Raw genomic sequence first — 18,546 nt, forward strand, 5'->3', positions numbered from 1 at the left:
TCGTATCCAACAGGAGAGTCGCATGCGTATCCGTTCGCGTGGTGTTGCGCGTTTCCCGCTCTGGCTGGCGCTGTGCCTGGCCATGCCGTTCGCCGCCGGTGCCGCCGGTGCCGCACCGCAGGCGCCGACGCCTGCTGCGCCGGCCAACGCAGACGCGCTGCCGCCCGGCGAATGGAGCGGCACCCTGGCGCTGGATGCGCAGCGCCTGGCCGCCGTGCGCCTGGCCCAGCGCGACGGCAAGGCCAGGCTGATGTTCGGCTCGCCGTTGAACTGCGCCTTGCTGGTCAAGCCGCAACCGGGTGCCGGTTTCGCACTGGAATCGATCAATGGCGGCGCCTACTGCGACAAGCTGATGGGCAAGCCGCTGCGCGTGCAGCGCAGCGGCGACGACCTGCGCTTGAACGTCGACGGCAAGGACCTGCCGGTGGTGCTGCATGGCGATCCGGGCCAGCCCAGCCCGCTGCAGGGCACGTGGCGCGGGGTGACGCGTCCCGACTACAGCAATCGGGGCGTCGCTGTGCAACTGAGTGTCGCTGCGACGCCTCAGGCCCCCGGTAGCGCCACGGTGCAGCTGCGCTACGGCGCGCCGCGCGAGTGCAGGGTGCAGGGCCGCTACCTCGGCATGCGCGAAGGAGACGCGCTGTACACGTTGGACATGGACAATCAGGGTGTCTGCACGCGTTTGAGCGACGGCCAGCTGACCCTGCGCGCAAGGCCGGACGGCGAGCTCGAACTGCAGACCGTTGACGGCGGCGGGAAGGGTCGGGAAAGCGCGCTGCTGGAACGCGTCCCCGCCAACCCGTAATCCGTCGCGCAGACGCGCCGGCCGTCGTTTCCGTCCAGGAGTCGTGCGATGAACCTCGTCTGGATCAAGACGCTGGCCGGCGCCGCGTGGCGCCGGCTCACCGCGGCCCGCCGTGCCGGACCGCGGCTGCCGCCGCCTGGCATCCTGCCGCAACTGCGCGCCGAATGCGAAGCGATGGCGCGCTATGCGCTGGAGCACGGCATGGCGGTGCCGCCGGAGCTGATCGCCCGCCTGTCGGCGCTGCTGGGCGCCGGCACGCCGGACGCCGATGGCGGCGACATCGAGGTGCACGCGCACGAACTGGCGGTCACCCACCGGCGACTGGCGCAGCTGATCCGCCCGGCCACACCGCAGGCGGTGTTCCTGCTCGATGCCGAGCGTCGCCGCCCGCACTGGGCGACCCTGCTCGGCCCGCTGCCGCTGGTGCGCGCGCTGACCACGACCTCGCTGCTGTTCCTGTTCGCGGTGGTGGCGACGGCCCTGTCCAGCAAGGTCAGCGCGGACAACGTGCGCCTGGGCTTCCTGGATTCCTCGGGCAGCGTGCTGCTCTGGAATGCGCTGTTCCTGCTGTTCTGCGCCGGCCTGGGCGCCTCGTTCTCCTCGCTGTTCCAGGTGCACCGCTACGTCGCCGACGCCAGCTACGACCCCAAGTACGACGCCTCCTACGGCGCGCGCATGATCCTGGGCCTGATCGCCGGGCTGATCCTGGTCGAAGTGTTGCCGCCGGATCTGTTCGAAAGCGGCAGCATGCGCAGTTTCGGCAAGCCGACTCTGGCGATGCTGGGCGGCTTCTCCGCGACCGCGGTGTACCGCCTGCTGCAGCGTCTGGTCGATCTGATGGAGACGCTGGTGCGCGGCGATACCTCGGCGCAGGCGCAGGCGTCGCTGGAAGTGCAGCGCGCCAGCAACGACACCGAGCGCATGCGCTGGCAGGGCGAGTTGGCCGCGCAGTTGATGGCCCTGCAGCAGTCGATCGAGGCCGGCACACCGCCGGCGGCGATCCAGCAGCGGCTCGCCGAGTTCGCCCGCGGGATGCTGCAGGTGGAAGCCGCGCGTCTGCCGCCGCCGCCATCGCCATCGCCGGCAGCGGAATGAACCCGCCGGCGCGGCACCGGCGTATCGCCGGTGTTCCCATCATCGTTCGTCGGCGCAGGATTTCGTTCTGCGTCACAGCGCGTGCGCGGTAGCACGGGATTCTGTCTACGAACCGAGACGAATGCGGCAATCCGCACAAGTTCAGCCGTCGTCGCCATCCATATCAGCCTGAAACCGATGGCCGCCATGACGCAGCGTGACAAGCTGAGAACGTAACGCAAGCGCAGGTTCAGCGCTGTCGCATCGAGTGAAAAAAGGGGCGCGTCGCGCTGCAGGGGGACGCGGATTGCCGCGCGGTCGCGCGTTGGGAGTTCCATTGCCAACACAGGTAGAGAATGAACACACGTATCGTGATTGCCGCCGAACGCAGCATTGTGCTGGAGGGCATGGTGGCCCTGCTCAACAACACGCCGGACATCGACGTGGTCGGCCACGCGGTCGACGGACTGGAGTGCGTGCAACTGGTGACCCGACGGCAGCCGGATATCGTGCTGATGGACGTGATGCTGCCGGGCCTCAACGGCATCGAGGCCACCCGCCGGCTGCTGCAGCGCAGCCCACGCAGCAAGGCGATCTGCATCGCCGCCTCCGATGCCGCGGCCAACGTGCGCGCCGCCATCGACGCCGGCGCCAAGGGCTACCTGGCGCGCAACAGCACCTTCCACGAATTGCTGCGCGCGATCCAGCAGGTCGGCAACGATCAGCTGTACATCAGCCCGCAACTGTCGCAGTCGCTGGTCAGCGAGTATCGCTGTCCGCCCGGCGATGCCGTCTCCGCCTACACGCTGCTGACCTCGCGCGAACGCGAGATCGTGCAGTTGCTGTCCGAGGGGCTGTCGACCAAGGAGATCGCCGCGCGCCTGCACATCAGCGTCAAGACCATCGGCACCCACCGCGAGCACATCATGCTCAAGCTGGGCATGCAGAGCATCGCGCAACTGACGCGCTACGCGATCCGCGAAGGTCTGTCGCCGCTGGAGGGAGGCAGGGCCAGTGCGCGCCATGCCGGGCACGACCGGCAGGGACCGGCCAGCCGTTGTGGGTGAGGCGGCGCGCGCCGCCGCGCGTCCCGTGGCGGTGCGCACAACTGCATGGTCGGCCGCGCTGCGTGGCGGCGTGGTTCAGTCCGGACGTCGCGCGTGCATCAGCGCCGCGACGGCCTGCGCGCCGGGATCGGCCTGGCCCTGCAGCGCCTCGCGTACCGCGGCCTGGTTCGCTGGCGGATGGTTCTGGCTGAGCTTGAACTTCAACTCGACCCGCTCGACCTCCAGGCGGAAGCCGACGATGCCGCGCAACTGGCGCCGGTGCGTGTCGTTGTCCGGCTCGTAGCGCCAGTCGCTGCCCAGCGCGCGTTCGTGGCGTTCGCTCAGCCGCGCCACCACATCGGCCAGCAGTGCTTCGTCGTCGCTGGGGTGCAGCTGCCCGTGCAGGTGCGCGGTGGCGTAGTTCCAGGTCGGCACCCGCGCCATCGCCTCCTTGTCCGGATACCAGCCCGGGGAGACGTAGGCATGCGGGCCGTGCACGATCAGCAAGGCCGGCCCGGCGTGCCGCGCCTGCGGGTTGGCCCGCGACCAATGGCCTTCGACCAGGATGCGTTCGCCGTCGCGCCGGTACAGCACCGGCAACGGCGTGGCGCAGGGCAGGCCGTCGGCGACGGTGACCAGGGTGGCGAACGGGTGGTCCGCGATCAGCGCATCGAGCGCGCCCAGGTCGTGTTCGGCGAAGGCGGGTGCAACGTGCATCCCCGGATCAGGCGCGCGCGCCCAGGGTCTGGGTCATGCGCCCGCGCAGGCCGGCGTCGTCGTCGGCCTGCGGCGGCGACACCTCGCCCAGTGAGAAGCCGCGCGCCCGCGCATCGTCCTCGTCCAGGCCATCGAAGGCGACGAATTCGGCATCGAACAACGCCGCGCGGGCGGTGTCCTCGCTGTCGTAGCTGAGGGTGTTGCCGTCGCTGTCCAGCACCTCGGCGGTGCCGGCGTCGCGCACGCGCAGGCGTGCCCACACCAGCAGGCGGCCGAGGCTGGCCAGGTACCACTGATCGTGGGCGGGAGAATCTGAGGTCATGGAATCACCAGGGAAAGCAGCCAGAGCAGGGCGGCCATGCCGAGGCCGAAGAAGATGGTCATCAGCGACAGCCAGGCCGGCGTGGCCAGCCCGGACAATCCGCGGTCGCCGAGCGGACGGTAGCGCCGCGCCAGCAGCCAGCCGAGCGCGACCGGCTTGAGGAAGGCACCCGGCCCGAACGCCGCCACCAGCGGCGGATGGCGGTCGCGGATGTGCACCAGGGTCAGCGGCCAGAAGATCAGGAACGCGCTGGCCCCGGCGATCGCCACGCCGACGAAGCACAGCGCGAAGAACAGGATCATGGCGCGCGCTCCCCGTGCCGGCTCAGAACTCGGCGCTGCCCGGCGCGCGCGGGTAGGGGATGGCGTCGCGGATGTTGCTCAGCCCGCACACGTACACCACCAGGCGCTCGAAGCCCAGGCCGAAGCCGGCATGCGGCACCGTGCCGTAGCGGCGGAAGTCGCGGTACCAGCCGTAGTGCTGCGGATCCAGGCCGAACTGCAGCATGCGCGCGTCGAGCACGTCCAGGCGCTCCTCGCGCTGGCTGCCGCCGATGATCTCGCCGATGCCGGGCGCCAGCACGTCCATCGCCGCGACGGTCTTGCCGTCGTCGTTCAGGCGCATGTAGAAGGCCTTGATGTGCTCGGGATAGTTGGTCACCACCACCGGGCGACCGACGTGCTGCTCGGTCAGCCAGCGCTCGTGCTCGGTCTGCAGGTCCAGGCCCCATTCCACCGGGAACTCGAACTTCTGCCCGGACTTCTGCAGCAGGCCGATCGCGTCGCCGTACTCGATGCGCTCGAACGGCGAGTTGATGAAGGTCTCCAGCTTGCTGATCGCGGTCTTGTCCACGCGCTCGGCGATGAACGCCAGGTCGTCGGCGCGCTCGTCCAGCACCGCGCGGAACAGGTACTTGAGGAAGTCCTCGGCCACGCGCGCGTCCTCGGCCAGGTCGGCGAAGGCGATCTCCGGCTCGATCATCCAGAACTCGGCCAGGTGGCGGGTGGTGTGGCTGTTCTCGGCGCGGAAGGTCGGGCCGAAGGTGTAGACCTTGCTCAGCGCCAGGCAGTAGGCCTCGACGTTGAGCTGGCCGGACACGGTCAGGAAGGTCTCCTTGCCGAAGAAGTCGCGGCCGAAGTCGACCTGGCCCTGCGCGTCGCGCGGCAGGTTGGCCATGTCCAGGGTGGAGACGCGGAACATCTGCCCGGCGCCTTCGGCGTCGGAGGTGGTGATGATCGGCGTGCTGATCCAGTTGTAGCCGTTCTGGTGGAAATAGCGGTGCACCGCCTGCGCCAGGCAGTTGCGGATGCGCGTCACCGCGCCGAACAGGTTGGTGCGCGGGCGCAGGTGCGCGACCTCGCGCAGGAACTCCGGCGACATCGGCTTGGGCTGGATCGGGTAGGTCAGCGGGTCCTCGACCCAGCCCACCACCTCGACCGCGCTGGCCTGGATCTCGTACGACTGGCCCTTGCCCTGCGACTTGACCAGCACGCCCTTGGCGATCAGCGAGCAACTGCCGGTGAGCCGCTTGACCTCGTCGAAGTTGGGCAGGGCGTCGGTCGCCACCACCTGGATCGGGGCGAAGCAGGAGCCGTCGGACACGTTGATGAAAGCCAGTCCGGCAGATCCGCGCAGCGTGCGCACCCATCCCCGCACCGTGACTTCGCCGCCTTCCGGGATCTTCCCGGCCAGCGCATGTGCAACGCTCACCACCGTCATGACTTGAATCCTCGCCGCAGCGACTCGATATGGAAGGGGCAAGTGTACTGGCTGGAGCGCAACGCTTGCGAGGCGTGGCGGCGATTGGCCGCCAACCTTCCTATAATGTCCGCTCGCAGTCGCCGGAGTCGTTCGTCATGGCCATCCGTCTCACCCCCGTCGCCCATGCCCGCGTGCAGCGCTTCGTCGCGCAGACGCCTGGCGCGCTGGGCTTGCGTTTTGGCGTGGAGCGCACCGGCTGTTCGGGGTGGGGCCACGTCACCGACCTGGCGCGCGAGGCGCGTGCGGACGACGCGGTGTTCGAGCAGGACGGCGTGCGCATCTATGTCGATGCCACCAGCCTGCCGCTGGTGGACGGCACCGAGATCGACTTCGCCAAGCAGGGCCTGGGCGAGACCTTCGTGTTCCGCAATCCGAATGCCACCGCCGAGTGCGGTTGCGGCGAGAGCTTCACCACCGACGCCGCGCACGCCGGCGCGGCCTGAGCGTCGCCGCTGCGGCGGCGCGGCCTCCTTGTGGAGGACGCGGGGCAGGGCGGCCCGGTTGTCGCAGTAAGTGCCTGAGTTCCTCCATCACCCCAACGCATAAGCGCTGTGCTTCGCGCAGGAACACGGCGTCTGCGACGGCTGCGGCGAAACCCGCGCATGGCGCTACAAGGGGGCGTTCTACTGCGCCGGCGACGCCCCGCAGTCTCTGTGTCCCTGGTGTATTGCGACGGTCGCGTGCGTGTTCCGTTGCCTGCAGTGCGGCCAGCATCGCCTGCATGTGGCTATGGGTTGATCCAAGTCGTTGATTCGATTGGTTTCGTGCGCTGCGGTGGCGTCCCTGTCCGGCGCCGCGGACGGCTGGCTTGTCGGTGACCGGGCATCTCGGTCATAATGTGCGGCTTCCTGCCTTCCCGGCAGGAGTCCTTGCCCCACCGCCGTCGCACCGCGGGGGGCTGTCCGGCCGCAAGGCCACATCCGAAAGGTACACACCATGAGTCGTCATTACGAAATCGTGTTCCTGGTCCACCCGGATCAGAGCGAGCAGGTCCCGGCCATGATCGAGCGCTACAAGTCGCTGGTCGAGAACGGCAAGGGCACCATCCACCGTCTGGAAGACTGGGGCCGCCGCCAGCTGGCGTACCCGATCCAGAACCTGGTGAAGGCCCACTACGTCATGCTGAACATCGAAGTGGACCAGGCCGTGCTGAGCGAGCTGGTCGAGAGCTTCCGCTTCAACGACGCCGTGCTGCGCCACCTGGTGATCAAGCGCGACGGCGCCGACACCGAGCAGTCGCTGATCATGAAGAGCAAGGACGAGAAGGCCGACAAGCCCGAGCGCGGTGAGCGCCGTCGTCGCGACGACGAAGAGGGCGATGCGCCCGCCGCCGCCACCGAAACCGACGGCGACGCCGCCGAAGCCGCCTAAGGAGCACGCTCATGTCCAAGTTCTTCCGTCGTCGCAAGTTCTGCAAGTTCACCGCCGAGGGCGTCAAGGAGATCGACTACAAGGATCTCAACACCCTGCGCCAGTACCTCACCGAGAACGGCAAGATCGTGCCGAGCCGCGTGACCGGCACCAAGTCCAAGTACCAGCGTCAGCTGGCCACGGCGGTCAAGCGCGCGCGTTTCCTGGCGCTGATCCCGTACACGGACAACCACGACGTTTAATTCCGGGTTTCCCGGAGCGATACGGCCCGCACCCTCCGGTGCGGGCATTCAAGCGAAGTCTGGCGATTAGAAAAGTGCGGTGCCGTCGGGCGCAATCCCGACTCCCCAATCCCCAATCCCGGCTTCTCCTATTCGGACAGCACCCGTTGCGCCGGCCGCGTGCCGACGCTAACGAATAACGGAGCAAGACCATGCAACTGATTCTTCTGCAGAAAGTGACCAACCTGGGCGGCCTCGGCGACAAGGTCGACGTCAAGCCGGGCTACGGCCGCAACTACCTGGTGCCGCAGGGCAAGGCCGTGCCGGCCACCGCCGCCAACATCGCCGAGTTCGAAGCCAAGCGCGCCGAGTACGAAGCCAAGGCCAAGTCGATCCACGACGACGCCGAAGCCCGCGCCGCCAAGCTGGAAGGCGCCAGCGTGACCGTCAAGGCCAACGCGTCGACCGAAGGCAAGCTGTACGGCTCGGTCGGCCCGCGCGACATCGCCGAGGCCTTCACCGCCGCCGGCATGCCGCTGGAGAAGGGCGAAGTGGTGCTGGGCGAAGGCGCGTTCCGCAACATCGGCGAGTACGAGGTGCTGGTGCGCCTCCACGCCGACGTGGAAACCACGGTCAAGGTCGTGGTCGAAGCCGACGCCTGATCCTTGCGTCATCGCTGTACCGACACGGGCACCGCAAGGTGCCCGTGTCGTTTTTGCCGACCGGCGCCGCCCTCGGCGGGCCATGCGGCCCTGGCCGGGCGCGGCCGGCGCAAGACCCGCCGGCTGCGAGTGCGACCGCCGTCGCATCACCGCCGCCCGGCGCAGGCCGCCCCAGCCTCGCGCGGGGGCCGCTATACTCAGCGACTCGTGTCCGATGTCGGCCCGGCGGTGTAGCCGCATCAATGGGTTGGAAGCAGGACCTCACCTGGATCTTCATTAGCGGCAGCGCAGCTCGGAATGCCGGCGGCGTCTGCCATGGATTGCCCGCACCATGCGCCTGTCGACCATCAAGCTGTCCGGCTTCAAGTCCTTCGTCGATCCGACCACGCTGCACCTGCCGACCAACATGACCGGCATCGTCGGTCCGAACGGTTGCGGCAAGTCGAACATCATCGACGCGGTGCGCTGGGTGATGGGCGAAAGCTCGGCCAGCCGGCTGCGCGGCGATTCGCTGACGGACGTGATCTTCTCCGGTTCCTCGGCGCGCAAGCCGGTGTCGCAGGCCACGGTGGAACTGATCTTCGACAACACCGACCACACCATCGCCGGCGAGTACGCCTCGTTCAACGAGATCTCGGTCAAGCGCCAGGTCAGCCGCGACGGCAGCAGCAGCTACTACCTCAACGGCACCAAGTGCCGGCGCCGCGACATCACCGATCTGTTCCTGGGCACCGGCCTGGGCCCGCGCAGCTACTCGATCATCGAGCAGGGCATGATCAGCCAGATCATCGAGGCGCGTCCGGAGGACCTGCGCGTGTACCTGGAGGAGGCCGCCGGCATCTCCAAGTACAAGGAGCGGCGCAAGGAGACCGAGACCCGCATCCGCCACACCCGCGAGAACCTGGAGCGCCTGGGCGACCTGCGCGAGGAGATCGGCAAGCAGCTCGAGCACCTCAAGCGGCAGGCGCGCCAGGCCGAGCAGTACCAGGCGCTGCAGGAAGAGCGGCGGATCAAGGACGCGCAGTGGAAGGCGCTGGAGTACCGCGGCCTGGACGGACGCCTGCAGGGCCTGCGCGAGGCGCTGGGCCAGGAAGAGACCCGCCTGCAGCAGCTGATCGCCGAGCAGCGCGATGCCGAGGCGCGCATCGAGACCGGCCGCGTGCGCCGCGAGGAGGCCGCCGAGGCGCTGAGCACCGCGCAGGCCGAGGTCTACAAGGTCGGCAGCACCCTGGCCCGGATCGAGCAGCAGATCCAGCACCAGCGCGATCTGTCGCAGCGCCTGCACAAGGCGCGCGACGAGGCGCAGCTGGCGCTGGCCGAGCTCGGCCAGCACATCGGCACCGACGAGGCCAAGCTGGCCCTGTTGCGCGAATCGGTGGACGTGGCCGGCCCGCAGCTGGAGCAGCTGCAGGAAGACAACGAATACAAGCAGGAAGCGCTGCGCGAGGCCGAGGCGCGCCTGGCCGACTGGCAGCAGCGCTGGGAATCGCATCAGCGCAACACCGCCGAAGCCTCGCGTGCCGGCGAAGTGGAGCGCACCCGCGTCGATTACCTGGACCGGCAGTCGCTGGAGGCCGAGCGCCGCCGCGAGGCGCTGCTGGCCGAGCGCGCCGGGCTGGACCTGGACGCGCTGGCCGAGGCGTTCGCGCAACTGGAACTGCAGCACGAGACCCAGCGCGCCGCGCTGGACGGCCTGACCGAGCAGGTCGAGGCGCGCAAGCAGGCGGTGGCGACGCTGCAGGACCAGCAGCGCACCGCGCAGGCCGAACTGGCCGACGTGCGCAAGCAGGCGCAGGCCGCGCGCGGCCGGCTGTCGTCGTTGGAAACCCTGCAGCAGGCCGCACTCGGCCAGGAGCAGGGCGCGGCGGTGGCCTGGCTGCAGGCGCGCGGGCTGGATTCGGCGGCGCGCGTCGGCGAACGGCTCAACGTCGAGAGCGGCTGGGAGAACGCGGTCGAAGGCGCGCTCGGGCAGTTGATCGAAGGCGTGTTGGTCGAGGCGCCGGAACAACTGGTCGACGCGCTGGGCGAACTCGGCGAAGGCCGCATCGCCCTGGTCAGCGGCGCGGAGGCGGCCGAGACCTTCGCGCCGACTTCGCTGGCGGCCAAGGTGCAGGGACCGATCGCGATCCGCCGGCTGCTGGCACGGCTGCACGCGGCCGAGGATTTGAGTGCGGCGCGGGCGCTGCTGCCGCAACTGGGCGAGGGCGATTCCATCGTCACCCGCGACGGCGCGCGCCTGGGCCAGGGCTGGCTGCGCGTGTCGCGTTCCGGCGCGGCCAAGCAGGGCGCGCTGCTGCGCGAGCGCGAGATCCAGAGCCTGCGCGGGCAGATCGAGACGCTGCAGGAGCGCGAGGCCGACCTCGAGCACCGCCTCGGCGAGATGCGCACGCAGTTGCTGGCCGGCGAGCAGCAGCGCGAGGACGCGCAGCGCCAGCTGTACCAGGCGCACCGCAGCGCCTCCGAACTGGCCGGACAGTTGCAGAGCCAGCAAGGCAAGGTCGACGCCGCGCGCACCCGCATCGAACGCATCGAGCTGGAGGTCGCGCAGCTGCTGGAAACCCTGGACAGCAGCCGCGAGCAGGCGCGCGAGGCACGCTCCAAGCTGGAGGACGCGGTCACCAGCATGGGCGACCTGGAATCGGTGCGGCACGCGCTGGAAAGCGAGCGTCGCCAACTCACCGAGGCGCGCGACCTGGCCCGCGACGCTGCGCGGCGGGTGCGCGAGGCCTCGCACGCGCTGGCCCTGACCCTGGAGTCGCAGCGCACCCAAATCGCCTCGCTGAGCCAGGCGCTGGAGCGGATGGGCAACCAGCGCGGGCAACTGGACGCGCGCCTGGGCGAACTCAGCGCGCAGTTGAACGAGGGCGACTCGCCGGTGCTGGCGCTGGAGGCCGAACACCAGGCCGCGCTGAGCGAGCGCGTGCGCACCGACCGCGCGCTCGGCGAGGCGCGCGCGCTGCTGGACGGCATCGACAACGAACTGCGCGCGCTGGAGCAGACCCGCCAGCAGCGCGACGAACAGGCGCTGGCGCAGCGCGAACGCATCGCCCAGCGCCGGCTCGACCAGCAGGCGCTGGTGCTCAGCGCCGAGCAGCTGTCGGCGGCGGTGGTCAAGGCCGGCTTCGTGCTCGAGGACGTGATCAACGGCCTGCCCGAACATGCCGACCCCGTCGAGTGGGAGCAGGCGGTGCAGCAGATCGATGGACGCATGCGCCGGTTGGAACCGGTCAACCTGGCGGCGATCAGCGAGTACGGCGAGGCCGCGCAGCGCGCCGAGTACCTGGAAGCGCAGGACGTCGACCTGAATACCGCGCTGGAGACCCTGGAAGACGCCATCCGCAAGATCGACCGCGAGACCCGCGGCCGCTTCAAGGACACCTTCGACCGGGTCAACTCCGGCGTGCAGGCGCTGTATCCGCGCCTGTTCGGCGGCGGCCACGCCTACCTGGAGCTGACCGGCGAGGACCTGCTGGACACCGGCGTGGCGATCATGGCGCGGCCCCCGGGCAAGCGTGTGTCCAGCATCTCGCTGCTGTCCGGCGGCGAGAAGGCGATGACTGCGGTTGCCCTGGTGTTCGCGATCTTCCAGCTCAACCCGGCGCCGTTCTGCCTGCTCGACGAGGTGGACGCGCCGCTGGACGAGGCCAACGTCGGCCGCCTGGCGGCGATGGTCAAGGAAATGAGCGAGAAAGTGCAGTTCCTGTTCGTCAGCCACAACAAGGCGACGATGGAGGCGGCGCATCAGCTCAGCGGCGTCACCATGCGCGAGCCCGGCGTCAGCCGCCTGGTCAGCGTGGACCTCGAGGAGGCCGCGCGTTTGGCGGGCGCGGCCTGACGTGACATGCTAAAGGACGTGATGCGCGTCGAGGCTTGGTTCCCGCGTTGGCGGACCCGATGCGCACCCGCCAGTTATTTTCCCCCTGTGTACCCTTGCCGGAGTAACCCCTGAATGTCCGACATGGCAATGCTACGCATCGGCATCCTCGCCGCCGGCTTGCTGTTGATTGCGGCGATCTTCCTGTTCGGCCGCCCGAAGAAACCGAGCCAGGGCAGGCGCGTGGAGCCGGCCGATCCGGCCGCGCCGCGCCGCGAACCCTCGCTGGGCGACGCCGCCCCGGCCGCCGGCGACGACGCGCTGGCCGCGCCCGGCGCGGACGGCGAAGCGCACCAGCCCGACCTGGGCCTGCCAGCGGCGGAGGCGCCCGGCGCCGACCTCGGCAAGCGGCCGAGCCAGGATTTCGACAAGATCGTCTCGCTGTATGTCGCCGCCCGTGCCGGGCAGGTGTTGCGCGGCGAGGACATCGTGGTGGCCGCGGAGAAGACCGGCCTGACCTTCGGCCACATGAACGTGTTCCACCGCCTGGTGGAAGGGCATCCCGAGCGCGGCCCGATCTTCAGCATGGCCAGCATCATGAAGCCCGGCAGCTTCGACATGGCGCACATCCGCGAGATGGAGACCCCGGCGATCGCCTTCTTCCTGACCCTGCCGGCGCCGCTGACCGCGCTCGACGCCTGGGAGAAGATGCTGCCGACCGTGCAGCGCATGGGCGAACTGCTCGACGGCGTGGTCCTGGACGACAGCCGCAACGCCCTCGGACGCCAGCGCATCGCCCACATCCGCGACGACCTGCGCGCCTACGACCGCCAGCACCAGGCACCGCCATTGACGAAGGCGCCGCGCTGGTAGCTTGGTGCCGGGAATGGGGAAACGGGAATGGGGAATCGTAAAAGCGATTCCCTGGTGCTGATTGCCATGAGAGTTTTTCCCTTCTCCCTCCGGGACCATGGCCCCCTTCTTGGGGGAAGGTGCCCCGAAGGGGAGGATGAGGGTACGACCGCCGCCGATGCCACTGACAGCGCTGGCTTTTCTCTTGATAGCACCAAGTACCGACTCACCACTCTTGGCGCGCTACGCCAGACCTAGCGAATCGTGAACCGAGAACGGGAATGCCAGGGCAAGACCATCCACGTCTCAGCCGCACGACAACCCGCTTTTACGATGCCCGATTCTCCATTCCCGATTCCCGGCCCCCAAGCTACTTGCGCGCCTTAACAAACGCCTCCCGAAACCGCAGCATCTCCGCTTCGGTGCCCACGGTGACGCGCACCAGCTTCGGCCAGATCGGCCAGCTGCGGCCGAGGATCACGCCTTGCTTGGCCATCGCCGCGGCGAAGGCGGCGCCGTCGCGCTTGACGTCGACCATGAAGCAATTGGCCTGCGACGGCAGGCACTTGTAGCCCTTGCTCTGCAGCCAGGCGATGGTGGCGTCGCGAATGCGCGCGTTCTCGGCGCGGCGGGTCGGCACCAGTTGCAGGTCCTGCAGGCTGGCGATGCCGGCGGCCAGCGCGGGCACCGACACCGGATTCTGGCCGAACGCGGCCAGCCTGGTCTGCAGCCCCGGCGCGGCCACTGCCAGGCCCAGACGCAGCCCGGCCATGCCATACAGCTTGGAGAAGGTGCGCAGCACCAGCAGGTCCTGGCGCTGGCCGATCAGGTCGATCACCGACGGCTCGTCGCTGTAGTGCAGGTAGGCCTCGTCGACCAGCAGCACGCTGGACGCAGGCTTGTTGGCCAGCAGCCATTCGATGTCGGCGCGCTTGGTCACCGACCCGGTCGGGTTGTTGGGATTGCACAGGTAGATCAGTCCGGCGTTCGGATCGGCGCTGGCCATGGCCTTGACGTCGTGGGCGCCGTCGGCGCGCAGCGGCACCCGCCGCACCGGTGCGCCATGCGCGGCAGCCACATCGGCCACCGCCTCGAAGGTCGGATCGGCCACCACCACGCCGGCGCGCGGCGTGGTGAAGGCGCGCGCGGCGCGGGCGAGCGGCTCGCTGGAACCGGGATACACCGCCACATGGTCGGCCGGCAGGCGCTGCTGGCCGACGAAAGCGGCGATCAGTTCGTCCGACAGCTCGAACAGATAGCGCCCGCTGCGCGGCAGGATCGCCTGGGCCGCCGCCAGCGCCGCGGGCGAGGGCCCCAGCGGGCATTCGTTGAAGTTCAGGTACACCGTGCCGGTTGCTGGCACTACGCCAGGTGTTGCCGCCGCAGTGTCGGCGACCTTGCGCCGCGCCGCCTCGGCGCTGGGCGCCAGGACCACGGCGCCCAGCGCCAAACCGGAGGTAGCCAGGGACAGGAAGGAACGGCGCGAGACCGGTAGCGACACGTGGCTCTCCAGAGCGGGTGGGGGAGGTCACGTTAACGAGGTGTTAATGGTGGGGCAAGGGAGTGAGGGGCCGGGATTCGGGATTTGGGATTTCGGGATGGGCTTGAGGCTGGGATTGGGATTGGGGATTGGCAAAAGCCAGGTGGTGAGGTTGATGGCGCTGCGCGCTCCGTACCCTCACCCCAACCCCTCTCCCGGTGGGAGAGGGGCCTTGGCTTCTCCCTTCTCCCCTCGGGAGAAGGTGCCCCGCAGGGGCGGATGAGGGTACGACCGCCGCCGACGCGAGAAGTCCGAGCTTGGGCTCTTGCGAATCCCCACTCCCAACTCGCCAATCCTAGCCTTCAAGCCAACCCCAATCCCGACCCCCCAATCCCAGCCTTCAAGCTACTATCGCCCCCTCTCCGTTACCCCCATTTCCGCTGCGCATGACCGCAATTCCCGATCCCCAGCAGCGTGTCGCCGAGTTGCGTCAGCGCATCGACGACGCCAACCATCGCTACTACGTGCTCGACGACGCGTCGATTCCCGATGCCGAGTACGACGCGCTGATGCGCGAGTTGGAGGCCCTGGAAGCCGCGCACCCGGAGCTGGCCAGCGCGGATTCGCCGACGCGCAAGGTCGGCGCGCGCCCGGACGGCGGCTTTCCCGAAGTGCGCCACGCGATCCCGATGCTCTCGCTCGCCAATGCTTTCGAAACCCTGGGCGTGGCCGAGGACGCCGACGACCGCACGCGCTTTGCCGAGGTCGCTGATTTCGAGCGCCGCATCGAGCGCGAACTCGAACTGGCCGCGCCGGTGTTCTCGGTCGAGCCGAAGCTGGATGGCCTGGCGATCAGCCTGCGCTACGAGGATGGCGTGTTCGTGCAGGGCGCCACCCGCGGCGACGGCAGCACCGGCGAGGACGTCACCGCCAACCTGCGCCAGGTGCGTTCGGTGCCGTTGAAGCTGCGCGACCTCGGCGTGCCGCCTCCGGCGGTGCTGGAGGTGCGCGGCGAAATCTACATGCCGCGCGCCGCCTTCGCCGCGTGGAACGCGCAGGCGCTGGAGCGCAACGAAAAGCTGCTGGCCAATCCGCGCAATGGCGCCGCCGGCTCGCTGCGCCAGCTCGATCCGGCGGTGACCCGGCGCCGGCCGCTGGCGTTCTTCGCCTACTCGGTGGGCGAGGTCCGCGGCCTGGAACTGCCCGAAACCCATTCGCAGACGCTGCAACTGCTGCGCGACTACGGCTTCCCCGTCGCCCCGGAGGCGGACACCGCCACCGGATTCGACGGCCTGATCGCCTATTTCCGCCGCATCGGCGCCGCTCGCGACAGCCTGCCTTACGACATCGACGGCGTGGTCTACAAGCTCGACGATTACGACCAGCAGGAGGCGATGGGCTTCGTCTCGCGCGCGCCGCGCTGGGCGCTGGCGCACAAGTTCCCGGCGCAGGAACAATCCACCGTGCTGCGCGCGATCGAGGTGCAGATCGGCCGCACCGGTGCGGTCACCCCGGTGGCGCGGCTTGAGCCGGTGCAGGTCGCCGGCGTCACCGTCACCAACGCCACCTTGCACAATGCCGACCAAATCGCGCGGCTGGACGTGCGCGAAGGCGACACCGTGATCGTGCGCCGCGCCGGCGACGTGATCCCGGAAGTGGTGCGGGTGATCGAGGAACGGCGTCCGCCGGGCACCGCGCCGTGGACGATGCCGGCGACCTGCCCGGTGTGTGGCTCCGAGCTGGTCAAGGAAGAAGACGCGGTGGCCTGGCGTTGCAGCGGCGGCCTGGCCTGCGCCGCGCAGCGCAAGGAGGCGGTGCGGCACTTCGCCTCGCGCCGCGCCATGGACATCGAAGGCCTGGGCGAGCGCCAGGCCGATGCCCTGGTCGAGTTCGGCTTCGTGCAGTCGCTGGCCGACCTGTACGCCTTGAGCGTGGAGGACCTGGTACGGATGAAGGCCGCGCTGGACGCGGCCACCGCCGCCGACCTGCTGCAGGCGGTGGAGGACAGCAAGGGAGCGCTTGCGCTGGACGCGGGCGGCCGCGCCGCGTTGGAGGACGAGGCCGCCCAGTGGCGGCACGCCGACTTCCTGCGCGCGCACCTGACAGTGGACCTGGGCGGCAAGCTCGCGACCAAGTGGGCCGAGAATCTGGTCGCCGGCATCGACGCCAGCCGCGCCACCACGCTGCCGCGTTTCCTGTTCGCGCTGGGCATTCCGCACCTGGGCGAGACCACGGCCAAGGCGCTGGCCTACTGGCTGGGCTCGCTGGCGTTCGTGCGTAGCACCCCGGCGGTGCTGCTGCAGGCCTTGCCGGACATCGGCGGCGAGGTGGCGCGCTCGATCGCCACGTTCTTCGAGCAACCCGGCAACGCCGCGGTGGTCGATGCGCTGATCGCCGCCGGCATTTGCTTTTCCGACGAGGGCACGCCGCCGGCGGAATTGCGCGAGCGCCTGGACCTGGCGCACCTGCTGGGCACGCTGCCGGTGGACAAGCTCGGCGGGAAGAGCGCGCAGCGCCTGGCCGCCACCTACGGCACGTTGGACGCCTTGCTGCGCGCCAACGAAAGTGGCTGGACCGGGGCGGGGCTGTCCACGGCCGGCGCCGCCAACCTGGCCGCATACCTGGCCGATCCGGCACAGAAGCAGGCGCTCCTGGATGCCGAGGCGGCAATGCAACGCCTGCTCGATGCCGCCCCTGCGCAGACGCAGCGCCGCGCCGGCCCGCTGGATGGGCAGACCGTGGTGCTGACCGGCACCCTGACCGCGCTGACCCGCGACGAGGCCAAGGCGCAACTTGAGGCGCTTGGTGCCAAGGTCGCCGGCAGCGTGTCGAAGAAGACCGCGTTCGTGGTCGCCGGCGAGGCTGCCGGTTCCAAGCTCGACAAGGCGCAGGAGCTGGGCGTGGCGGTGTGGGACGAGGCGCAGTTGCTGGCGTTCCTGCAGTCGCAGCGGCAGGGCGCATGAGCGCGCTCGGCATGAAGCAGGAAGAGTTGCGCTGGCGTACTGCCGGCGCGGCCGATCAGCCGGCCCTGCTGGCGATGCTGCAGGCGTTCTACGCCGAGGACGGCATCGCGTTCGACGCCGAGCGGGTGACGCGCGGCCTGCAGGCGCTGCTGGCGCAGCCGGCGCTGGGCGAGGCGCTGTTGTGGCTGGCGCCGGACGGCGCGGTGGTCGGCTATGCGCTGATCACCGCCTGCTTCAGCGTCGAACTGGGCGGGCGCTATCTGCTGCTCGACGAGTTGTACCTGGGCCCGGCCGCACGCGGCCGCGGCTGGGGGCGGCGGGCGGTGGCGCTGGTCGAGGCGCGCGCCCGCGCGCTGGGCGTGGACGTGCTGCGGATGGAGGTCAATCACCACAACGCCGCCGCCAAGCGCCTGTACCTGGGCCTGGGCTATCGCGACGACGCCCGCGACCAACTGAGCCGCCGGCTCGACACGGCGCCGTGATGGAGCTGCTATCTGTCCTGCAATTGCGCGCCCGGCTCAATGCCGCCATCCGCGGCTTCTTCGCCGCGCGCGGCGTGCTGGAAGTGGAAACCCCGATGCTGTCGGCGGCCGGCAACACCGAGCCGAACATCGACAGCTTCCAGACCCGCTTCAGCGGCCACGTCGACGCCGGTCCGGCGCTGCGCTGGCTGCGCACCTCGCCCGAGTACCCGCTGAAGCGGCTGCTCGCCGCCGGCATCGGCGATTGCTACGAACTGGGGCGGGTGTTCCGCAACGGCGAGGCCGGCGGCCGCCACAATCCCGAGTTCACCATGCTCGAGTGGTACCGGGTCGGCTGGGATCACCGGCAACTGATCGAGGAAACCGTGGAGCTGGTCCGCACGGCGCTGGCCCTGGTCGGGCGCAGCGCCACGCTGCAGGTGCTCAGCTATCGCGAGTTGTTCCTGCAGGGGCTGGGCCTGGATCCATTCGCTGCGCCGTTGGAGGCGCTGCAGCAGCCGCTACGCGAGATCCGCATCGATGCCGACGGCCTGGGCCGCGACGACTGGCTGGACCTGCTGATGACCCACCGCCTGCAGCCGGCGTTCCCGGCCGACCGCCTCACCGTGGTCCACGACTGGCCGGCCAGCCAGTGCGCGCTGGCGCGCGTGCGCGACGGCGACCCGCCGGTGGCCGAGCGCTTCGAGCTGTACCTGGGCGGCTACGAACTGGCCAACGGCTACCACGAGCTCAACGATGCCGCCGAGCAGCGCCGGCGCTTCCTGCGCGACCATGCGCTGCGCCAGGCGCGCGGCGCGGTGCTGCCGCCGCTGGACGAGCGACTGCTGCAGGCGCTGCCGGCCTTGCCCGACTGCGCCGGCGTCGCGGTCGGCGTGGACCGGCTGCTGATGGCGATGCGCGGCACCGCGCAGATCGGCGAGGTGCTCGCCTACGATTTCGCGCATGCCTGAACCGGCCGTCACGTGTTTTCGCGGCG

At 69.7% G+C, this 18,546-nt stretch carries 17 protein-coding genes; 12 read left to right on the forward strand and 5 right to left on the reverse strand.

Going from position 1 to position 18,546, the window contains the following annotated elements; all coding sequences use genetic code 11:
• Positions 1-22 precede the first annotated feature (22 nt).
• The 3 genes from SLW56_RS07720 (at position 23) to SLW56_RS07730 (ending at position 2,946) form a co-directional block, all read left to right on the forward strand.
• Positions 23-805: a hypothetical protein gene (locus SLW56_RS07720; protein WP_295963034.1), complete on the forward strand. Its 783-nt coding sequence runs from the start codon at positions 23-25 to the stop codon at positions 803-805.
• 48 nt (positions 806-853) lie between these two features.
• On the forward strand, positions 854-1,900 hold the full coding sequence (locus SLW56_RS07725; RefSeq protein ID WP_150409256.1) for a hypothetical protein: 1,047 nt from the start codon (positions 854-856) through the stop codon (positions 1,898-1,900).
• A gap of 335 nt (positions 1,901-2,235) precedes the next feature.
• Positions 2,236-2,946: a response regulator transcription factor gene (locus SLW56_RS07730; RefSeq protein WP_017912470.1), complete on the forward strand. Its 711-nt coding sequence runs from the start codon at positions 2,236-2,238 to the stop codon at positions 2,944-2,946.
• A gap of 75 nt (positions 2,947-3,021) precedes the next feature.
• Here SLW56_RS07730 and SLW56_RS07735 read toward each other — a convergent pair whose 3' ends face one another.
• From SLW56_RS07735 to asnS, 4 genes are read right to left on the reverse strand one after another with little or no spacing between them, the layout of a single operon-like run.
• Positions 3,022-3,642 carry an FMN-binding negative transcriptional regulator gene (locus SLW56_RS07735; RefSeq protein WP_017907182.1) on the reverse strand — a complete coding sequence of 207 codons (621 nt, stop codon included), beginning with the start codon at positions 3,640-3,642 and terminating at the stop codon, positions 3,022-3,024.
• Positions 3,643-3,649: 7 nt separating this feature from the next.
• Positions 3,650-3,964 carry a hypothetical protein gene (locus SLW56_RS07740; RefSeq protein WP_019800125.1) on the reverse strand — a complete coding sequence of 105 codons (315 nt, stop codon included), beginning with the start codon at positions 3,962-3,964 and terminating at the stop codon, positions 3,650-3,652.
• Complete coding sequence (locus SLW56_RS07745) at positions 3,961-4,266, reverse strand: hypothetical protein (protein ID WP_017907180.1); 306 nt, start codon at positions 4,264-4,266, stop codon at positions 3,961-3,963. Before SLW56_RS07745 ends, SLW56_RS07740 begins: the two co-directional genes overlap by 4 nt.
• A 22-nt stretch (positions 4,267-4,288) precedes the next feature.
• A complete protein-coding gene (gene asnS, locus SLW56_RS07750; RefSeq protein ID WP_017907179.1) occupies positions 4,289-5,683 on the reverse strand; it encodes an asparagine--tRNA ligase in 1,395 nt (464 codons plus the stop codon).
• Between the two features lie 137 nt (positions 5,684-5,820).
• Between asnS and SLW56_RS07755 the strand changes: the two genes are divergently transcribed.
• From SLW56_RS07755 to zipA, 6 genes are all read left to right on the forward strand, one after another.
• The gene (locus SLW56_RS07755) at positions 5,821-6,168 is read left to right on the forward strand and encodes an iron-sulfur cluster assembly accessory protein (protein WP_017907178.1); all 348 of its coding nucleotides are present in this window, start codon (positions 5,821-5,823) and stop codon (positions 6,166-6,168) included.
• 493 nt (positions 6,169-6,661) lie between these two features.
• Complete coding sequence (rpsF, locus tag SLW56_RS07760) at positions 6,662-7,096, forward strand: 30S ribosomal protein S6 (RefSeq protein ID WP_010342529.1); 435 nt, start codon at positions 6,662-6,664, stop codon at positions 7,094-7,096.
• 11 nt (positions 7,097-7,107) lie between these two features.
• Positions 7,108-7,338: a 30S ribosomal protein S18 gene (rpsR, locus tag SLW56_RS07765; protein WP_002804494.1), complete on the forward strand. Its 231-nt coding sequence runs from the start codon at positions 7,108-7,110 to the stop codon at positions 7,336-7,338.
• A gap of 191 nt (positions 7,339-7,529) precedes the next feature.
• On the forward strand, positions 7,530-7,979 hold the full coding sequence (gene rplI / locus SLW56_RS07770; RefSeq protein WP_010342531.1) for a 50S ribosomal protein L9: 450 nt from the start codon (positions 7,530-7,532) through the stop codon (positions 7,977-7,979).
• Between the two features lie 331 nt (positions 7,980-8,310).
• Positions 8,311-11,814, forward strand: coding sequence for a chromosome segregation protein SMC (gene smc, locus SLW56_RS07775; RefSeq protein ID WP_320694606.1), 3,504 nt, complete (start codon positions 8,311-8,313; stop codon positions 11,812-11,814).
• Between the two features lie 114 nt (positions 11,815-11,928).
• On the forward strand, positions 11,929-12,666 hold the full coding sequence (gene zipA / locus SLW56_RS07780; RefSeq protein WP_148828584.1) for a cell division protein ZipA: 738 nt from the start codon (positions 11,929-11,931) through the stop codon (positions 12,664-12,666).
• Positions 12,667-13,015: 349 nt separating this feature from the next.
• On the opposite strand, the gene SLW56_RS07785 is transcribed toward zipA, so the two are convergent.
• Positions 13,016-14,146 (reverse strand): pyridoxal phosphate-dependent aminotransferase, encoded by a 1,131-nt coding sequence (locus SLW56_RS07785; protein ID WP_320694607.1) that lies wholly within the window; start codon positions 14,144-14,146, stop codon positions 13,016-13,018.
• Between the two features lie 425 nt (positions 14,147-14,571).
• Between SLW56_RS07785 and ligA the strand changes: the two genes are divergently transcribed.
• Genes ligA through epmA form a run of 3 tightly spaced genes read left to right on the forward strand, consistent with a single transcriptional unit; the run spans position 14,572 to position 18,520 of the window.
• On the forward strand, positions 14,572-17,088 hold the full coding sequence (gene ligA / locus SLW56_RS07790; protein WP_320694608.1) for an NAD-dependent DNA ligase LigA: 2,517 nt from the start codon (positions 14,572-14,574) through the stop codon (positions 17,086-17,088).
• The gene (locus SLW56_RS07795) at positions 17,085-17,570 is read left to right on the forward strand and encodes a GNAT family N-acetyltransferase (RefSeq protein WP_295941059.1); all 486 of its coding nucleotides are present in this window, start codon (positions 17,085-17,087) and stop codon (positions 17,568-17,570) included. Before ligA ends, SLW56_RS07795 begins: the two co-directional genes overlap by 4 nt.
• Complete coding sequence (gene epmA, locus SLW56_RS07800; RefSeq protein WP_320694609.1) at positions 17,570-18,520, forward strand: EF-P lysine aminoacylase EpmA; 951 nt, start codon at positions 17,570-17,572, stop codon at positions 18,518-18,520. Before SLW56_RS07795 ends, epmA begins: the two co-directional genes overlap by 1 nt.
• The last annotated feature ends 26 nt before the right edge of the window (positions 18,521-18,546 follow it).

It is taken from the genome of Xanthomonas sp. LF07-6 (assembly GCF_034105445.1).
In the GTDB taxonomy this organism is placed as follows: domain Bacteria; phylum Pseudomonadota; class Gammaproteobacteria; order Xanthomonadales; family Xanthomonadaceae; genus Xanthomonas_A; species Xanthomonas_A sontii.

Bases quoted from the DNA above. Each gene is read 5' to 3' on its own strand.
- epmA (WP_320694609.1), top strand. From the start codon at position 17,570: ATGGAGCTGCTATCTGTCCTGCAATTGCGCGCCCGGCTCAATGCCGCC.
- rpsR (WP_002804494.1), top strand. From the start codon at position 7,108: ATGTCCAAGTTCTTCCGTCGTCGCAAGTTCTGCAAGTTCACCGCCGAG.
- SLW56_RS07795 (WP_295941059.1), top strand. From the start codon at position 17,085: ATGAGCGCGCTCGGCATGAAGCAGGAAGAGTTGCGCTGGCGTACTGCC.
- SLW56_RS07730 (WP_017912470.1), top strand. From the start codon at position 2,236: ATGAACACACGTATCGTGATTGCCGCCGAACGCAGCATTGTGCTGGAG.
- asnS (WP_017907179.1), bottom strand. From the start codon at position 5,683: ATGACGGTGGTGAGCGTTGCACATGCGCTGGCCGGGAAGATCCCGGAA.
- rpsF (WP_010342529.1), top strand. From the start codon at position 6,662: ATGAGTCGTCATTACGAAATCGTGTTCCTGGTCCACCCGGATCAGAGC.
- SLW56_RS07725 (WP_150409256.1), top strand. From the start codon at position 854: ATGAACCTCGTCTGGATCAAGACGCTGGCCGGCGCCGCGTGGCGCCGG.
- ligA (WP_320694608.1), top strand. From the start codon at position 14,572: ATGACCGCAATTCCCGATCCCCAGCAGCGTGTCGCCGAGTTGCGTCAG.
- SLW56_RS07745 (WP_017907180.1), bottom strand. From the start codon at position 4,266: ATGATCCTGTTCTTCGCGCTGTGCTTCGTCGGCGTGGCGATCGCCGGG.
- SLW56_RS07755 (WP_017907178.1), top strand. From the start codon at position 5,821: ATGGCCATCCGTCTCACCCCCGTCGCCCATGCCCGCGTGCAGCGCTTC.
- zipA (WP_148828584.1), top strand. From the start codon at position 11,929: ATGTCCGACATGGCAATGCTACGCATCGGCATCCTCGCCGCCGGCTTG.
- rplI (WP_010342531.1), top strand. From the start codon at position 7,530: ATGCAACTGATTCTTCTGCAGAAAGTGACCAACCTGGGCGGCCTCGGC.
- SLW56_RS07735 (WP_017907182.1), bottom strand. From the start codon at position 3,642: ATGCACGTTGCACCCGCCTTCGCCGAACACGACCTGGGCGCGCTCGAT.
- smc (WP_320694606.1), top strand. From the start codon at position 8,311: ATGCGCCTGTCGACCATCAAGCTGTCCGGCTTCAAGTCCTTCGTCGAT.
- SLW56_RS07720 (WP_295963034.1), top strand. From the start codon at position 23: ATGCGTATCCGTTCGCGTGGTGTTGCGCGTTTCCCGCTCTGGCTGGCG.
- SLW56_RS07740 (WP_019800125.1), bottom strand. From the start codon at position 3,964: ATGACCTCAGATTCTCCCGCCCACGATCAGTGGTACCTGGCCAGCCTC.